The organism is Nonomuraea sp. NPDC005730 (assembly GCF_040630865.1).
Lineage (GTDB): Bacteria > Actinomycetota > Actinomycetes > Streptosporangiales > Streptosporangiaceae > Nonomuraea.
In genome coordinates, this window is sequence record NZ_JBEXYK010000061.1 from 23,748 (window position 1) to 39,428 (window position 15,681).

At 72.9% G+C, this 15,681-nt stretch carries 16 protein-coding genes; 8 read left to right on the forward strand and 8 right to left on the reverse strand.

The genetic code is table 11. The annotated features are described in order from the left end of the window. The first annotated feature begins 41 nt into the window (after positions 1–41). Complete coding sequence (aceA, locus tag ABZ444_RS41560; protein WP_358009418.1) at positions 42–1,328, forward strand: isocitrate lyase; 1,287 nt, start codon at positions 42–44, stop codon at positions 1,326–1,328. Positions 1,329–1,447: 119 nt separating this feature from the next. On the opposite strand, the gene ABZ444_RS41565 is transcribed toward aceA, so the two are convergent. From ABZ444_RS41565 to ABZ444_RS41580, 4 genes are all read right to left on the reverse strand, one after another. After that, positions 1,448–1,801 (reverse strand): hypothetical protein, encoded by a 354-nt coding sequence (locus ABZ444_RS41565; RefSeq protein ID WP_357969371.1) that lies wholly within the window; start codon positions 1,799–1,801, stop codon positions 1,448–1,450. 73 nt (positions 1,802–1,874) lie between these two features. After that, positions 1,875–3,416 carry a protein kinase gene (locus ABZ444_RS41570; protein WP_358009420.1) on the reverse strand — a complete coding sequence of 514 codons (1,542 nt, stop codon included), beginning with the start codon at positions 3,414–3,416 and terminating at the stop codon, positions 1,875–1,877. A gap of 223 nt (positions 3,417–3,639) precedes the next feature. Further along, positions 3,640–4,476: a siderophore-interacting protein gene (locus tag ABZ444_RS41575; protein WP_358009422.1), complete on the reverse strand. Its 837-nt coding sequence runs from the start codon at positions 4,474–4,476 to the stop codon at positions 3,640–3,642. Between the two features lie 148 nt (positions 4,477–4,624). Continuing rightward, positions 4,625–5,602: an alpha/beta hydrolase gene (locus tag ABZ444_RS41580; protein ID WP_358009424.1), complete on the reverse strand. Its 978-nt coding sequence runs from the start codon at positions 5,600–5,602 to the stop codon at positions 4,625–4,627. Between the two features lie 365 nt (positions 5,603–5,967). On the opposite strand from ABZ444_RS41580, the gene ABZ444_RS41585 reads away from it, so the two are divergent. Genes ABZ444_RS41585 through ABZ444_RS41595 form a run of 3 tightly spaced genes read left to right on the forward strand, consistent with a single transcriptional unit; the run spans position 5,968 to position 8,190 of the window. Next, complete coding sequence (locus ABZ444_RS41585) at positions 5,968–6,663, forward strand: ABC-2 family transporter protein (RefSeq protein WP_358009426.1); 696 nt, start codon at positions 5,968–5,970, stop codon at positions 6,661–6,663. Continuing rightward, a complete protein-coding gene (locus tag ABZ444_RS41590) occupies positions 6,656–7,444 on the forward strand; it encodes an ABC-2 family transporter protein (RefSeq protein WP_358009428.1) in 789 nt (262 codons plus the stop codon). Before ABZ444_RS41585 ends, ABZ444_RS41590 begins: the two co-directional genes overlap by 8 nt. 2 nt (positions 7,445–7,446) lie before the next feature. Then, positions 7,447–8,190, forward strand: a complete 744-nt coding sequence (locus ABZ444_RS41595) for an ATP-binding cassette domain-containing protein (protein ID WP_358009430.1) — start codon at positions 7,447–7,449, stop codon at positions 8,188–8,190. On the opposite strand, the gene ABZ444_RS41600 is transcribed toward ABZ444_RS41595, so the two are convergent. Beyond that, positions 8,184–8,666, reverse strand: a complete 483-nt coding sequence (locus tag ABZ444_RS41600; protein WP_358009432.1) for a hypothetical protein — start codon at positions 8,664–8,666, stop codon at positions 8,184–8,186. The two genes, ABZ444_RS41595 and ABZ444_RS41600, sit on opposite strands and share 7 nt — an antisense overlap. Positions 8,667–8,807: 141 nt before the next feature. On the opposite strand from ABZ444_RS41600, the gene ABZ444_RS41605 reads away from it, so the two are divergent. Then, positions 8,808–9,344, forward strand: coding sequence for an MFS transporter (locus tag ABZ444_RS41605; RefSeq protein WP_358009434.1), 537 nt, complete (start codon positions 8,808–8,810; stop codon positions 9,342–9,344). Between the two features lie 50 nt (positions 9,345–9,394). Further along, positions 9,395–10,126 carry a YcnI family protein gene (locus tag ABZ444_RS41610; protein ID WP_358009436.1) on the forward strand — a complete coding sequence of 244 codons (732 nt, stop codon included), beginning with the start codon at positions 9,395–9,397 and terminating at the stop codon, positions 10,124–10,126. A gap of 58 nt (positions 10,127–10,184) precedes the next feature. Here ABZ444_RS41610 and ABZ444_RS41615 read toward each other — a convergent pair whose 3' ends face one another. The 3 genes from ABZ444_RS41615 to ABZ444_RS41625 all read right to left on the reverse strand — a co-directional run bounded on the left by ABZ444_RS41615 (position 10,185) and on the right by ABZ444_RS41625 (position 13,403). Further along, complete coding sequence (locus ABZ444_RS41615) at positions 10,185–11,147, reverse strand: ABC transporter permease (RefSeq protein ID WP_358009438.1); 963 nt, start codon at positions 11,145–11,147, stop codon at positions 10,185–10,187. A 118-nt stretch (positions 11,148–11,265) separates the two neighbouring features. Further along, positions 11,266–12,243 (reverse strand): ABC transporter ATP-binding protein, encoded by a 978-nt coding sequence (locus tag ABZ444_RS41620; RefSeq protein ID WP_358009440.1) that lies wholly within the window; start codon positions 12,241–12,243, stop codon positions 11,266–11,268. Continuing rightward, positions 12,240–13,403, reverse strand: a complete 1,164-nt coding sequence (locus ABZ444_RS41625) for a DUF2092 domain-containing protein (protein ID WP_358009442.1) — start codon at positions 13,401–13,403, stop codon at positions 12,240–12,242. Before ABZ444_RS41625 ends, ABZ444_RS41620 begins: the two co-directional genes overlap by 4 nt. 127 nt (positions 13,404–13,530) lie before the next feature. Between ABZ444_RS41625 and ABZ444_RS41630 the strand changes: the two genes are divergently transcribed. Continuing rightward, complete coding sequence (locus tag ABZ444_RS41630; protein ID WP_358009444.1) at positions 13,531–14,205, forward strand: response regulator transcription factor; 675 nt, start codon at positions 13,531–13,533, stop codon at positions 14,203–14,205. Continuing rightward, the gene (locus tag ABZ444_RS41635) at positions 14,198–15,544 is read left to right on the forward strand and encodes a HAMP domain-containing sensor histidine kinase (protein WP_358009446.1); all 1,347 of its coding nucleotides are present in this window, start codon (positions 14,198–14,200) and stop codon (positions 15,542–15,544) included. Before ABZ444_RS41630 ends, ABZ444_RS41635 begins: the two co-directional genes overlap by 8 nt. Positions 15,545–15,681: the final 137 nt, after the last annotated feature.

A 15,681-nucleotide genomic window follows, 5' to 3' on the forward strand; every position in this document is an offset into this window, starting at 1 on the left:
ATCATCGACGTGAGCCCCAGGGGACGACAAAGGAGCGAACGATGAACGATCGCCTCAAGGGAGCTGCGGAGCAGCTGCAGGACAAGTGGCAGAACGACCCTCGCTGGGCGGGCGTCGAGCGCACGTACAGCGCGCAGGACGTGATCCGGTTGCGGGGCAGCGTCCAGGAGGAGCACACGCTGGCCCGGCTCGGCGCCGAGCGTCTCTGGGACCTGCTGCACACCGAGGACTACGTCAACGCCCTCGGCGCGCTGACCGGCAACCAGGCCGTCCAGCAGGTGAAGGCCGGGCTGAAGGCGATCTACCTGTCCGGCTGGCAGGTGGCCGCGGACGCCAACCTCGGCGGCCAGACGTACCCGGACCAGAGCCTCTACCCGGCCAACTCCGTGCCCGCCGTCGTGCGCCGCATCAACAACGCGCTGCTGCGCGCCGACCAGATCACCTGGTCGGAGGGCGTGCCGGACGCGCCGCACTGGCTGGCGCCGATCGTGGCCGACGCCGAGGCCGGGTTCGGCGGCGTGCTGAACGCGTTCGAGCTGATGAAGGGCATGATCGCGGCCGGCGCCGCGGGCGTGCACTGGGAGGACCAGCTCGCCTCCGAGAAGAAGTGCGGCCACCTGGGCGGCAAGGTGCTGATCCCGACCGGCCAGCACATCAAGACGCTCAACGCCGCGCGGCTGGCCGCCGACGTGTGCGGCGTCCCCTCACTGATCGTCGCGCGGACCGACGCACAGGCCGCGACACTCCTGACCAGTGACGTGGACCCGCGCGACCAGGCCTTCACCACCGGCGAGCGCACCGCCGAGGGCTTCTACCGGGTGCGCAACGGCGTGGACTCCTGCATCGCCCGCGGCCTGGCCTACGCCCCCTACTCCGACCTGCTGTGGATGGAGACCGGCACGCCGGACCTGGACGTGGCCCGCGAGTTCGCCGAGGCGATCAAGGCCCGCTACCCGGACCAGATGCTGGCCTACAACTGCTCGCCGTCGTTCAACTGGAAGCAGCACCTGGACGACTCCACGATCGCCAAGTTCCAGCGCGAGCTGGGGCACATGGGGTACAAGTTCCAGTTCATCACGCTGGCCGGGTTCCACTCGCTGAACTACTCGATGTTCGACCTCGCCCACGGGTACGCCGCCGACGGCATGACGGCCTACGTCGAGCTCCAGGAGGCCGAGTTCGCCGCCGAGGCGCGCGGGTACACCGCGACCAGGCACCAGCGCGAGGTCGGCACCGGCTACTTCGACCTGGTCAGCACGGCCGTCGCGCCCGACTCCTCGACGACCGCGCTCAAGGGCTCCACCGAGGAGGAGCAGTTCCACCACTGATCTCCTGATCTCGCCGGCCACCTCCAGGGCATGGGATGGTTCCCCCGGCGAAGGGCCGCGCCGGCTCCCCCAGCCCGGCGCGGCCCCTTTTTCATGCCCCTTCGATGCCTGCCGTGCGCTCAGCCGCCCTCCCGGGCCCACGACGGCAGGTCCTGCCGCTCGGTGATGTCGCGGACGAGCTGGGCGTGCGCGTCCTCGGCCTGCTGCCTGGTGGACCAGTGCAGGCTGAGCACCTCCTGGCCGCCCGTCCCTGGATCGGCGCCGGGCGGCGACAGGCGCACCGTCGACTCAAACAGCAGCGGCACCGTCCCGCCGTCGGCCTGGTCGAGCACCAGGTGCAGGGTGCGGATGCGGAACGTTCCCGCGGCGGTGCCGACGCGGTCGTCGCCGATCGTGCGCCGGGCGCGGTCGGCCAGCAGCTCCTGCGCCCGCGCCGGGCTGATGGGGTTGCCCTCTATGTCGTAGTAGCTCATGTACGGCCTCGCTCTCGGGTGCGGGAGGGTGACCACGCTTCACCCGCTCACCTCGATCATGAGGCATGCGCGGTCAGGACGCTCCGGTGGCCGTCGGGGTGGCCGGGCCCGGGACGGTGGGGCCGGGCGACTCGCCGGGGCCGTCCTGGGGGATCGTGCTGATCGACCCCGACGGCCGCGGGCAGTCGCGGCGGGCCGCGCCTCCGCGGTGGCGGCCTGCCGGACCGGCGCACGGACCGGGCTCCTCCCCGCCCGGATCCCCCGGATCGCCCGGTCCTGACGTGCCGGACGGGCGCGCGGGGCGGGACGGGCGGGACTGTCGGAAGTCGTCGCGCCGCCGGTCGGGTTCGGGGGTGAGGATCGCGAAGTGCCCGCCCGGCGTGCGGGAACGCGTGACGGAGAGCACCGGCGTGGCCGTGCTCTGCGGGGGCGCCACGTGGACGGGCGTCCGGATGCCGGCGGGGGTCGCCGTGGGCCGCTCGGTCGTGCGGGCGCTGTCCTGCGGCTGCACGACCGCGGGCTCGGGCAGCAGCGAGCCGCCGCCGAGGCTCAGGGCGTCGCCGCCCGAGGCCGCGATCACGGTGAGCGCCGCGATCGAGACCGTGGCCAGCGCGGCGAAGCCGGCGTGCGACAGGTGCGCCCCTGCCTTCGCCCTGCTCCTGCGCCTGCTCCTGCGCTCGGAGCCGCCCGGTTCCGCCGCCGGGGTGACCGGGCGGGCCGCCCTGCCGCCCGCCGGGCAGGGCACCGCGGCCCAGCTTCCGTCCAGCACGTCGCGGACCGCCCGGCGCAGGTCCCACGGATCGCCCACGCCCCCGGACGCCAGCAGGTCCCGCAGCAGGTCCGCCGATCCAGGACGGGAATCCGGGTCCTTGGCCAGCGCCGCCTCCACGGCCGGGCGCAGCAGGGCGGGTACGCCGTCGAGGCGCGGCGGGTCGAACAGGATGCGCCGGGTCAGCACGTCCGCCTCGCCGCCGCCGAACGGGTGGTGGCCGCTCGCGGCGTAGGCGACCAGGCAGCCCCAGGCGAACACGTCCGAGGCGGGCAGGGCGGGGCCGCCGGTCAGCCGCTCGGGCGCCACCCAGCCGGGGCTGCCCATGACCTGGCCGGCCTGGGTGTGGGCGGCGAGGGTGTCCACGTCCCGGGCGATGCCGAAGTCGATGACCCGCGGCCCCCCGGGCGAGAGCAGCACGTTGCCTGGCTTGAGGTCGCGGTGCACCAGACCGGCCTCGTGCACGGCGACGAGCGCGGCGGCCACCCCGAGGGCCACGCCGTAGGCGAGGTCGGGCGTGAGCGCTCCCCCGGCCTTGACCACCTGGGACAGCGCGGGCCCCGGGATGTACTCGGTGACCAGGTACGGACGGTCGTCCTCGGCGCCGTCCTCGATGACGGCGGCGGTGCAGAAGGGCACCAATCTCCGCGAGAAAGCCACTTCCTCGGCGAAACGCGCCCGCAACGTGGCATCGTGGAGATGTACCGGGTGCGGCGTCTTGAGCGCGACCAGGCCCCCTCGCGGGTGTTCGGCCAGGTACACCACTCCCATCCCGCCCGACCCCAGGCGGCCGAGGAGAAGGTACCGGCCGATGACGACCGGGTCGCCCACCGTAAGCGGTCGCACGCCAGGAGGCATGTCGCTCGCACCACGCGCCATCCGGGCCTCGCCTCTCCTGTGTGGGACACGGCAAGGCACACTGTGGCGGCATCCGGGAGCCCTTTCCGCATGTCTTGCGCAAGGGGTATCGAAGGTAAGGCGTTCATGCCCGGAGGGTTAGTAAGTGCTGGGATGGAACGTTCTGAAGTGGCTTTTTGTGGTTGGCGGGCTTTCGTCCGGAAATGGGGGGTCAGGAGGCCAGGGCGCGGGCCTCGTCGTCCTCGACCTCGCGGTTCCAGTCGTTCTTGACCGCCCGCCAGCCCTCGTCGTCCACGCCGATGCGCCAGTAGCCGGAGATGGACAGCCGCTCCATCGGCACGCCCCGCTCCAGCCGCAGGTGGCGGCGGAGCTCCTTGACGAAACCGGCCTCGCCGTGGACGAACGCGTGCACGTCCCCCTCGGGGAACTCCAGCGCGCGCACCGCCTCCACCAGCGCCTGGCCGACGGGCCGCGCGCCCCGGTACAGCCAGGTGATCCGCGCGTCGGCGGCCGTGCCGAGCTTCAGCTCGTCCCCGGGGCCGTCCACCTCCAGCAGGACGTGGGCGAGGGCGCCGTCGGGCAGCGCCTCCAGGGAGGCGGCGATGGCCGGCAACGCGCTCTCGTCGCCCACCAGCAGGTGCCAGGCGGCCTCGGGGTCGGGCGCGTAGCCGCCGCCGGGGCCCAGCATCAGCACGACGTCGCCGGGCTCGGCCGCGGCGGCCCACGGCCCGGCCAGGCCCTTGTGGCCGTGGTGGACGAAGTCGAGGGTCAGCTCAAGGGCGTCGGGGTCCCAGGCGCGCACGGTGTAGGTGCGCAGGCGCGGCCAGAGCTCACGCGGCATGGTCTCGCGCACGTGCTTGACGCTGAAGGGCTCGGGGTAGTCCACGCCCTCGTGCGGGAACACGAGTTTCACGTAATGGTCGGTGAGGCCGCGGCAGGCGAAGTCACGCAGGCCGTCGCCGCCGACCACGATGCGGATCATGTGCGGGGAGAGGCGCTCGGTCCGCAGGACGACGCCCCGATGGTGGTCCGTGGGCTTGTCAGCCATCACTTCAGCCCCCATGTGTTAGTTAGGTATACCTAACCTTACAGCGGGATTGACGGCCATGGCCACCACAACGCCTGGACGCCTTCCTCGGCGCGCAACCCCAAACTGCGACATGTCAGCACAAGCTACCCCGACACAGCAGGCCCAGTCAGGCCGCCGCCGAATCCCCTCGCCGCGCCGCACGGGCCGCGACGGCCTCCAGGAACGCCGACATGTGCCGGAAGACCAGCCGCGCCTCCGGCAGGACGTCGGCCAGGATCGGGAACGCGTGCGGCATGCGCCGCCACTCCTCGTACCGCACCGGCACCCCCGCCTCCCGGGCCCGCTCGGCCACCCGGCGGGCCTCGTCCCGCAGCACCTCCGTGGAGCCGGTGACGATCATCAGCGGCGGCAGGCCGGTGAAGTCGCCGTGCACCGGCGAGACGAGCGGGTCCCACGGGTCGAGCCCGCAGGTCCAGTGGCGGGCCAGCCATCGCACCCGGCCCGCCGGCAACATGGGGTCGTGCCAGCGGTTGGCGCGGCGCGGGATGTCGGTCAGATCCGTCCACGGCGACAGGCAGATCGCGGCGGCGGGCGTCGGCAGGCCGCGATCACGCAGCGCCAGCAGGGTCGCCAGCGTCAGATGGCCGCCCGCCGAGTCCCCGGCGATGACGATGTCCTCGGGGGCGTGCCCGTTGCGCATCAGGCACTCGTAGGCGTCCAGCGCGTCGGCCAGGGAGTCGGCCAGCGGGTGCACCGGCCCCTGCCGGTAGTCCAGCGCGAGGACCGGCCGGCGGGCCACGGCCGACAACCGCCAGGTGATGGGCCGGTGGGTACGCGGCGAGCAGGAGAAGTAGCCGCCGCCGTGGAAGTAGAGCAGCGCCTTGCGCTCGTCCACCCCCTGGCCGGCGCGGACCCACTCGCCGCCGCAGTCCGGCCCCTCGGCGGGCGCGACGACGGCGTGCTCGGGAAGGCGCAGCGGCATCAGCCGGGCCAGCTCGCCCAGGCGGGCCGCGCCGATCAGGGCCAGCGGATGACGCATCAGCACCGTGGAGGCCGGCTTCAGGGTGCCCCACATGACGGAGGTCAGGGCCCTGGCCTGCCAGCTCAAGGGGTAGTCGGGTGCCACGTCCTTGTTGATGCGCATCACGGTCCTCCACCCCTTTTCTTCCCGGAACGCCATGGCTCTACCGGCCAGTAAGGATCTCGTCCCTGACGCGAATATTCCGGCTTTGGACGACTCTGGGGATATGCCGGGATATTCGGGGACTCCACGCCACCAGGGCGAGCCTGCGCGTCGGATATCGCGTTGCGGACCGCTGACCCACCGGCGGATAATTCCAGGCTTCCGCCAAGGCGGACCCGTGCGCGATCCCCGACACGGTCCGTGACCGTGTCCTCACTCCCGGGAGGTGAGCCACCATTCCCCTCTACGCCCGCCTCGTCCGGTACGGCTTCCGCAAACACGCCGTCTACGTCTGGGCCGCGCTCGCCGGCGCGTTCACCAACAGCGTGTTCGGCGTCCTGCGCGCCTACGTCCTCATCGCCCTGTGGCAGGCCCGCCCCGGCCTGGCCGGCTACGACGTCACCGACGCCGTCACCTTCTGCTTCGTCACCCAGGCCCTCATCGGCCCGATGATGCTGTTCGGCGGCGGCCTGGCCATCCCCGAGCGCATCCGCAGCGGCGACATCGCGCTCGACCTCGTCCGCCCCGCCTCGCTCCAGCTCTGGTCGCTCGCCGAGGACCTGGGCCGGGCCGCGTACCTGCTCCTGGTGCGCAGCCTCCCGCCGCTGCTGCTCGGCGCGGCCCTGTTCGGCATCACCACCCCCGCCTCCCCGGCCCGCTGGGCGGCGGCCCTGACCGGCTGCCTCGCCGGCGTGCTCATCAGCTTCGGCTGGCGCTACCTCGTCGCGCTGTCGGTCTGCTGGCTCGCCGACGACCGCGGCGTGGCCGTCGTGTCCCTGGTCCTGACGACGTTCTTCAGCGGCATGATGCTCCCCCTCCACCTGTTCCCCGGACCGCTGGGCGAGGTGGTCAGGGCCCTGCCGTGGGCCTCCATGGTCCAGGCGCCCGCCGACCTCTACCTCGGCAAGGCCCCCGTGGGGCGGACGCTCGCCCTCCAGGCGTTCTGGGCGGCGACGCTGTTCGCGCTCGGCCTGCTGGCCACCCGCGCCGTCCGCCACAAGGTGGTGATCCAGGGTGGTTAGGACGTACTTCCTGCTGGCCTGGACCTGGACCCGCGCCGCGGCCGCCTACCGCCTCTCCTTCGCCCTGATGATCGTGTTCGGCCTGGTCACAGGGGCGATCGACGTCGCGGCCATCCTCGTCGTCTTCGCCAACACCACCACCCTGGCCGGCTTCACCCGCGAGGAGGTGCTGTTCCTGTACGGCGCCTCCGCCGTCTCCTTCACCGTCTGCGACACCTTCGTCAGCAACCTCGACCGCATCAGCCAGCACATCAAGGCCGGCACGCTCGACACGATCCTCATCCGCCCGGCCGCCGCCTGGATCCAGATCGCCGCCGACCGCTTCGCGCCCACCAGGATCGGCCGGATCGTCCAGGCCGCGGCCGTGCTCGCCTACGCCGTCGCCGCCCTCGGCCTCGACTGGCGGCGGGCCTGGATGATCCCCGTCATGATCGTCACCGGCATCGTCATCTTCACCGCGCTCTGGACGCTCGCCGGCGCGCTGCAGTTCGCGCTGACCGACGCCCCGGAGGTGGTCAACACCTTCACCTACGGCACCCACCAGCTCAGCCAGTACCCCCTCAGCGTCTACGCCCGCGACCTGGTCCGCGGCGTCACATACGTGCTGCCCCTGGCCTTCGTCAACTGGCAGCCCGGCCTCTACGTCCTGGGCCGGGACGACCCGTTCGGCACGCCCGGGTTCATGCGGTTCCTCGGACCGGCCGCCGCGCTGGTCCTCGCCCTGGCCGCCGCGTCGGCCTGGCGGCAGGGCGTCAGGCACTACCGATCGACGGGGAGTTAGCGATGATCGAGCTGCGACGGGCCGGGCGCTCGTTCAAGGTCAGGCGCGCTGTCGTGCACGCCGTACGCGACCTGTCGTTCAGCGTGCCGGCCGGCGAGTTCGTCGGCTACCTCGGGCCCAACGGCGCGGGCAAGTCCACCACGATCAAGATGTTGTGCGGTATCTTCACCCCCACCACCGGCTCGGTGCGGGTGGCCGGGCTCGACCCCTCGCGCCGACGCACCACGCTCGCCCGGCGGATCGGCGTGGTGTTCGGCCAGCGGACAACCCTGTGGTGGGATTTGCCGCTCAAGGACAGTTTCGAACTGGTCCGGCACCTTTACAAAGTAGATCGTGCGACCTTCCAGGTCCGGCTGGCCGAGCTGACCGAGACCCTCGACCTCGGCTCCTTCCTGCGCACCCCGGTGCGTCAGCTCAGCCTGGGGCAGCGCATGCGCGGCGACCTGGCCGCGGCGCTGCTGCACGCCCCCGACGTGCTGGTGCTGGACGAGCCGACCATCGGCCTCGACGTGGTCAGCAAGGCGAGCATCCGCGGCTTCCTAAAGCGGCAGAACGCCGAGCGCGGCACGACCGTGCTGCTGACCACGCACGACCTCGGCGACATCGAGCGCCTGTGCCGCCGGATCATGCTGATCGACCACGGCCGGCTGGCCTTCGACGGGACGCTCGCCGAGCTCATGGCCACGGCGCCGGAGCAGGCCACCATCGAGGACGTGGTGACCCGGCTCTACACCGGCACTCAGTAGTAGCCGCCCTCCTGCGTGCTCTCGTAGTCGTCCTCGTCGAGGTCGTCGTGCGGGCGCGACCAGCGGGAGGGCATCAGCACGGGGATGAACAGGACCACGCCGAGCAGGGCCAGCACGCCCGTGGTGAGCAGGACCTTGTCGCCCGCGCCGGCGTCCAGGACGATCCGGTGGACCGACGGCTGGTCGGGGATGAGGGACAGCGCCCTGCCGGTGTCGAGGGCGTAGACGACCGTCCAGGCCAGCAGCACCATCGAGGGCACGAACGTGGCCAGCGGCGAGATCCGGCCGGCCACGACGAGGCCGACGACGAGCCCGACCGCGGCCATGGCGCCGAGGGCGATCCACATCTTCTGGTTGTCGGGCGGCGGCGGGGTGATCGCCGCACTGGCGAGGGCCTGCTGCACGGCCCATCCGCCACCCCCGAGGACGGCCGCCGTGACCACGACGCCGATGAGCAAACCTGCTAAGTGCCGCAACGTTCTCACCTCAAATGTCAACGCGAATGTCAACGCGCTCGGCACGACCCTAGCGACAAATGCCATTTCCGGACCAGGCGTCAGCCCGCTCGGAAGTTAGGGGTCTCATGCGAGGGAGCCTCGTGAGACCATGTGGCACACATGCGTGCGCGACTTCCCCTCCGGCTCGCGCGGACGGCCGCCTTCGCCGCCGTCTGCGTGACCCTCGCTGCCCTCGCCCACGTGGCGGGCGGCGGCGGGCGTCCGGGGCCGTGGGCGGCGGCGCTCGGCCTGGCGGCGGTCTCCGGCCTGGGGCTGGCGCTGTCCGGCAGGGAGCGCTCGGCGCCGGTGATCAACATCGTGCTGGGTGTGACGCAGTTCGGCCTGCACGAGCTGTTCGCGGGCGGCAGCCCGTCCTCCTACGTCTTCGAGCACGGCCACGGCCAGGGCCTGGCCGTCAACGCGGGCATGCTGCTCGCGCACCTCACGGCGACCCTGATGACCGGCTGGTGGCTGTCGCGCGGCGAGATCGTGCTGTGGTCGCTGCTGCGCCGGCTGGGGTTGCGGCTCGTGCCGCCGCTGCTCGCGGTCGTGCCCGCGGTGCGGCCGGGCGTTCCGGTCGTGCACACCAGGGTGGTCCCCCCGCAGCCGGGGTTCCGGCACCGGGTGGCCAGGCGTGGTCCTCCACTTCCCGCCTGAGCTGCTGACACCCGTAGACCCCCTGTCATTTTCCGAAGTGGAGTTCCGCCATGTCCTTCGTCCGTCGTGCGGCGACCGTGCTCGCCGCCGCCACCGCCCTCACCGCCGGTCTGGCGCTGCCCGCGCTGGCCCACGTCTCCATCACCCCGGGCACCGCCGAGCAGGGCGGGTTCACCAAGGTCGCCTTCCGGGTGCCCAACGAGCGTGACAACGCCTCGACGACCAAGGTCCAGGTCAGCTTCCCCACCGACCATCCGCTGGCGTTCGTGTCGGTCAAGCCCGTGCCGGGCTGGGACGTCAAGGTCACCGAGGGCAAGCTGCCCAAGCCGGTCAAGACCGAGTACGGCGACGTGGAGGAGGCCGTCACCACGGTCGTGTGGTCCGGCGGCAAGATCAACCCGGGTGAGTTCCAGGAGTTCGAGGTGTCCATGGGCCAGTTGCCCAAGGACGTCGACTCGCTGACGTTCCCGACGAAGCAGACGTACTCCGGCGGCGAGGTGGTCGACTGGGCCGACGCGCCCAAGTCGGACGGCACCGAGGCCGAGCACCCCGTTCCCACGCTGAAGCTCGTCCCGGCCTCCGGCGACGACGAGCACTCCGCCGCGAGCCCGCCGGCCTCGGCCGCCCCGGCCGCCGCCACGGGCCCGTCGGTGGCGCCGGTGGCGGCCTCCTCGGCCTCCTCCTCCGACGGCACGGCCCGCCTGCTGGGCGGCGCCGGGCTGGTCGTCGGCGTCATCGGCGTCGTCGTCGGCGCCCTGGGCCTGCGCCGCCGGGCGGCCTGACCCCGCGACGCGGCGTCCCCGGCCGGGCACCTCGCCCGGCCGGGGACGCGCCTCCCGGTCAGGACGTGATGTCCTTGCCGGAGAAGCGCGCCCACGCGATCGAGCAGAACAGCACGATGTAGGCGCCGAAGGCCAGCAGCCCGTCCCGCAGCGCCGACAGGTCCATCGGGCTGCGCAGCACCGCGTCGAAGTTGGTGAACCTGGTCGGCAGCAGGTACGGCGTCACCGCGCTCAGCTCGGGGAAGGCCCGCAGCACCTGGCAGACGACCACCAGCACGAGCGTGGCGGCCACCGCCCCGATGGACACCTCGGTGAACGTCGACAGCGCCAGCGCGACGGCCGCCAGCGCCGCCATGCCGGCCCCGACGTAGCCGACGGCGACGAGGATGCGCAGCAGCCCCTCGCCCATGGAGATCGTCGTGCCCGACAGCAGCGTCACCTGCCCGACCGGGAACAGGATCAGCCCGGTGACCAGCGCCGACAGCGCCACCACCGCCGTGACGGCGTAGCCGAAGACGACCGCGTTGAGGTATTTGACGGCCAGCAGGCGGGTGCGTCCCGCGGGCGCGGCCAGCAGGTAGCGCAGGGTGCCGGCACCCGCCTCCCCGGCCACCGAGTCGCCCGCGACCACGCTGACGGCGACCGGCATCAGCAGCAGCACGAGGAACGAGAACGCGACGAACGTGAGCATGAGGCTGTTGCCCGCCACACTCTGGATGAACCCGCCCATCCCATCGCGATCGTCGCCGCCGAACGCGCGCAGGGCGAGGCCGAGGACGGCCGGCACGGCGGCGAGCACGGCCAGCATCACCAGGTTGCGCGGCCGGCGGAAGGTCAGGCCCAGCTCCGAGCCGAGCAGCCGCCAGAACGCCCACCGCGCCCGCCGCGGGCCGTCGGCGGCGTCCGTCCCGGCGCCCTGCGCCGAGCCCGCCGCGGCCCCGGTGTCCCGGGCCGGGTCCGGATCCGGTGTGCGCCGCTCCACGGTGCGCAGCGTCTCGGTCACGGGCACCAGGCCGGGCATGCGGCCACCGGACCGGCCGTCCCGCGCCTGCGGCGCCCCGGCGTCCCGCGTCCCGGCGTCCCGCGTCCCGGTTGCGGGTGTCCCGGTTGCGTGTGTCTCAGCGTCCGGCGCCGAGGTCTCAGCCGTCGACATCGAAGCCCTCCCCCGTCAGTCCGACGAAAACGTCCTCCAGGCTCGGCCGCAGCACGGCCAGCCCCCGTACGGCGACTCCTTCGCCGACCAGCGCGGCGTTGATCCGTTCCGGCGCGTTGCCGCCCAGCTCGGCCGTCACGTCGGCGTCGCCGCGCCGCACGTCGGCCAGCCCGAGCCCGCCGAGCACCCGCGCGGCGTCGGCCACGTCGGGCGTCTCGACCCGGACGCGCGTGGCCAGGCCGCCGTTCAGCGAGGCGATCGTGCCCTGGGCGGCCAGCCTGCCGGTCCGCATGATCGCGGCGTGCGTGCACATCTGCTCGACCTCGGCCAGCAGATGCGAGGAGACGAAGACGGTGGTGCCGCCGGCGGCGATGTCCTTGACCAGCGCGCGCACCTCGCGGGTGCCCTGCGGGTCGAGGCCGTTGGTCGGCTCGTCCAGGACGAGCAGCTCGCGCGGGCCGAGCAGCGCGGCGGCGATGGCCAGCCGCTGGCGCATGCCGAGCGAATAGTTGCGGTAGCGCTTGCCGGCCGCGGCCGACAGGCCCACCCGGTCGAGCGCGGCGGCGACGCGCGCCCGCGCGGTACGGCGCACCGCGGTGGGGTCGGCGGCGTCGAAGCGCATCAGGTTGGCCTCGCCCGACAGGTACGGGTAGAACGCCGGCCCCTCCACCACCGCCCCCACCCGGGGCAGCGCCCGCGGCAGCGGCAGCCCGAGCAGGGAGTGCTCCCCCTCGGTGGGCGCGATGAGGCCCAGCAGCATGCGGATGGTCGTGGTCTTGCCCGAGCCGTTGGGCCCGAGGAAGCCGAAGACCGAGCCGCGCGGCACCGCCAGGTCGAGCGCGTCCACGGCCACCTGGCCGCCGCGGAAGCGCTTGGTCAGGCCACGCGTGACGATGGCGTGCTCCCCGGAGGGCGGGGCCGCCCCGAAGGGCGCCCCCGCTTCCTGCGTGACGGCGGTGGTCACCTGACGCCCGCCGCCTGGGTGATCTCCTCCGGGGTGACCGCGCCGACCAGCAGGCGGCCGTCGTCGGTCAGCAGGACGGTGACGAGCTTGGTCCTGATCAGCCGGCCCGAGCCCCACGTGCCGCTCACCGGCGTGGCCGACTTCAGGACGGTGTCGGCCAGCGCCCCCACGTCGGCCTTCGAGCCGTCGCCGGGCGTCGAGCCGTCGCCCGCCGCCGGCCGGTCGGCCGCCTTGAGGTCCTCCGGCTTGAACGGCAGGACGGCCACGGTCGTCCACCCGTCGCCGACGACCTTGAGCTCGCCCGCGACCCTCTCGGCCTGCTCGGCGTGCTGCTCGGCGCGCTTGGCGTCGCCCAGCTCGCTGAGGTCCTTCTCCTCCACCTTGGCGCCCGCGGGCGGGGTGAAGGTGAAGTTCTCCGGGGCCGGGGGCGTGAACGTCACCTGGGTGAAGCCGACCTGGAAGGCCGGTTCGGCCGAGCCCTTGGCGTAGACCTGGACCTGGAGCGGGACGTAGGTCTCGCCGTCGAGCGCGAGCCGCACCTCCTGCACCAGCGAGCCCTCGTCCTTGGGGGCGAGGACGAGCTGGTAGACCGGACGGCCGGCCACCTCCGCGGTGTTGATCACGCGGACCGCGGTGTGCTCGCCGGCCTTGGCCAGCAGCTTCTCGGCCACCTGCGGCGGCGTCAGCTGGGTCGGCGGCGTGCTGGGCAGCTTGTGCTCCTGGCCCGTGCCGGGCTTGATGGTCAACCTGGTCGCGGTGTTGGTGGCGCTCTGCCAGTACCAGCCCTGGTCGCCGTTGACGATCAGGTTGGTCTCGTTCAACTGGGTCGGCATGGCCACCCGGAACCGGTCCGCGCCGCCGTACCAGACCTTGATCTCGTGCGAGCCGGACAGCAGGCTCAGCGGCGACTCGCCACCGGTCTGGGGCAGCGACGGCAGGCCGAGCGAGGCCGTCTGCTGCACCGTGCCGGACATGGGCGGCAGGCCGCCCCCCTTGCTCGTCGCCGCCACGGCGTCGGCCAGCAGCTGCTGGGCCGAACGCTCGGGCAGGACGGGCTCGCCACTGACCGCCGCGATGACCGGTCCGGCTCCGATCGCGCCACCGATCAGCGCCGCCGCGGCGATCGGGACTCCCCACCTCACGAACGTGCCTCTGCGCATCTCACTCCTTAACGGTATGTCGATGACCAGAGCCTGCGGCATGCATCCTGTGGCGGGCCTGAGACTGTCTGAGACGCCTCTCAGGCTTCTCAGCGGCGTCTCAGCTCAGAAACGGGAGAATCAGCACATGAGAGTACTGGTCGTCGAGGACGAGCGGCGGATGGCCGCGGCCCTCCAGCGCGGGCTGCAGGCCGAGGGGTTCGCCGTGGACCTCGCCCACGACGGCGAGGAGGGCCTGCACGCGGCCCGGCAGGGCGACTACGACGTCGTGGTGCTGGACATCATGCTGCCGAGGCTGTCGGGCTACAACGTGTGCAAGCAGTTGCGCGCGGAGGAGAACTGGGTGCCGATCCTCATGCTGTCGGCCAAGGACGGCGAGTACGACATGGCCGACGGCCTCGACCTCGGCGCCGACGACTACCTGACCAAGCCCTTCTCGTACGTGGTGCTGGTGGCCAGGCTCCGGGCCCTGCTGCGGCGCGACTCGGGGCGGCGGCCGTCGGTGCTGGCGGCCGGCGACCTGACCCTCGATCCGGCCCGCCGGAAGGTGCAGCGGGGCGAGACGCAGGTGGAGCTGACGCCGAGGGAGTTCGCGCTGCTGGAGTTCCTGATGCGCCGCCGGGACGAGGTGGTGTCGAAGTCGGAGATCCTGGAACACGTGTGGGACACCTTCGACACCGACCCCAACGTGGTCGAGGTCTACGTCGGCTACCTGCGGCGCAAGGTCGACGCCCCGTTCGGCAGGAACGCCCTGCAGACCGTGCGCGGCGCGGGCTACCGGCTGGCGGGCGACGGTGGCTGACACCCCGATGGCCTGGTGGCGGCGTCAGGGGCTGCGGTTCAGGCTGACGGTCGCGGCGGCCGCCGTGCTGGCGCTGGCGCTGGCCCTGTCGGCCTCGGTGCTGCTGTCGGTGCTCGACCGGGCGCTGATCGACACGGTCGACACCTCGACCCGGCAGCAGGCCCAGACCGTGCGCGTGGCGGCCGACGCCGGGACGCTGACCAGCCCGATCACCACCCACGACGGCACGATCGTCCAGGTGCTCGACCGCAGCGGGCGGATCACGCACGTCACGTACGGCACCGACCGGCTGGTGCCGCTGCTGGACGCGGCGGCCAGGGCCAGGGTGCTGCGCGAGGGGCGGGCGACGTTCCTGGACGGGCGGCCGTACGCGATCCCGGGGCCGCTGCGGGTGGTGGTGCTCAGCGCCGACCACGGACAGACGGTGCTGGCGGCCAGGCCGATCGGCGAGATCCAGACGAGCCTGGGCGTGGCCGGACGGATCCTGCTGGTCGGCACGCCCGCGCTGGTCGTGCTGCTGGCGGTGGCGAGCTGGCTGATGATCGGCAGGACGCTGCGCCCGATCTCGTCGCTGCGCCGGGTCGCGGCCGAGATCACGCACACGGCCCGGTCCAGGCGGCTGCCGGTGCCGCAGTCGCGTGACGAGGTGTACGCCCTGGCCACCACGCTCAACGGCATGCTGGCCCGGCTGGAGGAGGCCGAGCAGCGCCAGCGCGGGCTGGTCTCCGACGCCGCCCACGAGCTGCGCAGCCCGCTGGCCAGCATCCGGCTCCAGCTGGAGGTGGCGCTCGGCCATCCGGAGGGCCAGGACTGGCGGGAGACCGCCGAGGGCGTGCTGGAGGACGCCCTGCGGCTGTCCAGGCTGGCCGAGGACCTGCTCGCGCTGGCCCACCTGGACGAGCGCGGCGGCGTGCCGGCCCGCGACGAGCCGGTCAACCTCGACGAGGTGGTGCGCCAGGTCGCCGAGCGGTACGGCGAGGCCCGGCTGACCGCGTGCGACCCCGTGGTGGTGCGCGGGGACGCCCTCGACCTGAGCCGGGTGCTGACGAACCTGATGGACAACGCTGTCCGGCACACCTCCTCGAAGGTCGAGGTGGCGCTGACCGCCGACGGCGTGCTGACGGTGACCGACGACGGGCCCGGCATCCCCGAGCAGGACCGGGAGCGGGTGTTCAACCGGTTCACCCGGCTGGACTCCGGGCGCAGCAGGGACGAGGGCGGTGCGGGGCTGGGGCTGGCGATCGTCCGGGAGACCGTGCGTGCCCACGGGGGGACGGTGGTCCTGCAGGACGCGGCGCCGGGCCTGCGTGCCGTGGTCCGCCTTCCGGTGTCCCGCTAGGCGGGCAGCGGCCGGAGCGATCGGCGGGAGCTCGGCGGGGATGCTCGGCCCGCGCGACGCGTTCGGGGCGCCGGCGGGCTGCGGTCAGTGGCGGGGGCGGTGCGGGGGACGGTGGCGGGGTTCGCGGGGGATCATGG